General features: G+C 59.7%; 2 protein-coding genes. Both read left to right on the top strand.

Features of this window, described 5'->3' with window-relative positions:
• Positions 1 to 59: 59 nt before the first annotated feature.
• Positions 60 to 371, top strand: a complete 312-nt coding sequence (locus AC0L3K_RS40570) for a transposase (protein WP_473368201.1) — start codon at positions 60 to 62, stop codon at positions 369 to 371.
• A gap of 199 nt (positions 372 to 570) precedes the next feature.
• Positions 571 to 1,464 (top strand): IS110 family RNA-guided transposase (locus tag AC0L3K_RS40565; RefSeq protein ID WP_473368200.1); only part of this gene is annotated, 894 nt, incomplete at its 3' end.

Below are 1,464 nucleotides of genomic sequence, written 5' to 3'. Positions count from 1 at the left end.
TGAACCTCCTCCGAATGGGTGGACACCTGTAGTAGGCTCGTTGAGCCCGGAGGTGTCGAATGGAACGTCAACGTCGGTCGTTTACTGAGGAGTACAAGCGCCAGGCCGCCGAACTGGTGGTGTCGAGCGGTCGCTCGATCGGGGCGGTTGCCAAGGAGCTCGGTCTGCGCGACTCGGTATTGCGACGCTGGGTAGATAAGCTCCGGCAGGAGCCGGCATCGGCGGCGTGGCGCTCCACCACGCAGGCGACGCCGATGTCGGCGGACCAGGCTTCGGAGATCTCCCGCCTGCGCCAGGAGAACGAGCGGCTGCGTATGGAGCGCGACATTTTAAAAAACTGTCCAGAGCCGTTGCACGCCTGCGCGGGGTAGAAACGGCCTTGTGCTATTCTCTGCGGCAGGGAGGGTAGCGGCCGTCAGCTTATTGGAGGCGCAATCCCCGTTAAAAAACGTGGTCCATGGGTTCATGCGGGCTTGAGAGTGGTGACGCCGCTCCGGCGACGATCCCGATTAGGAAGATGACGATTGGCATAACCCAGACCCTCCTGCTCACGATTGAAGGGAGGATGCTATGCCCAAGACGACGACTGATAACCGCCCGGAGTTGAAGCCGGTCAACTCTGGTGCCGCAGCCATCGACATTGGTTCGAAGATGCACATGGCCGCGGTGAACCCGGCCAGCGTGGACATCCCGGTGCGCACGTTCGGGACGTTCACTTCAGACCTGCATGATCTGGCGGACTGGTTTAAGGCTTGCGGCGTGACCAGTGTTGCGATGGAATCGACTGGGGTCTACTGGATCCCGGTCTACGAGATCCTAGAGCAGCGCGGCTTTGATGTCATTCTGGTCAATGCGCGGTACGCCAAGAACGTGCCCGGACGCAAAACCGATGTGAGTGATGCCGCGTGGTTGCGCCAGCTTCATTCCTACGGCCTGTTACGTGGCAGCTTCCGACCTGATACCGAGATTGCGACCCTGCGGGCCTATCTGCGCCAGCGGGAGCGGCTTGTGGAATATGCTGCCGCCCACATCCAGCATATGCAGAAGGCCCTGATGGAGATGAACCTCCAACTCCATCATGTCGTCTCGGATATCACCGGTGCGACGGGCATGCGGATCATTCGCGCCATTGTTGGAGGCGAGCGCAATCCCGACGTGTTGGCAACCTACCGGGACGTCCGGTGCCATTCTTCGACTGAGACAATCCGCGCAGCACTGGTTGGCAACGACCGGGAGGAACATGTCTTCGCCCTGACTCAATCGTTGGAACTTTACGACACCTATCAGGCAAAGATGTTGGATTGCGACCGCAAACTCGAAGTCCTAATCGCAGGGCTGAGCCCCAAAACGGAAAAACCTGTCGCAAAGCTATCCAGAGCACGCATCAAGACCAAGCAGGTCAACGCGCCCACCTTCGATGTCAGAGCCGCGCTGTACGGCGTGGTCGGCGTTGATTTGACTGAG

It is taken from the genome of Bradyrhizobium sp. MI1.10, from assembly GCF_055811035.1.
This window is presented reverse-complemented; position numbering and strand designations above follow the sequence as displayed.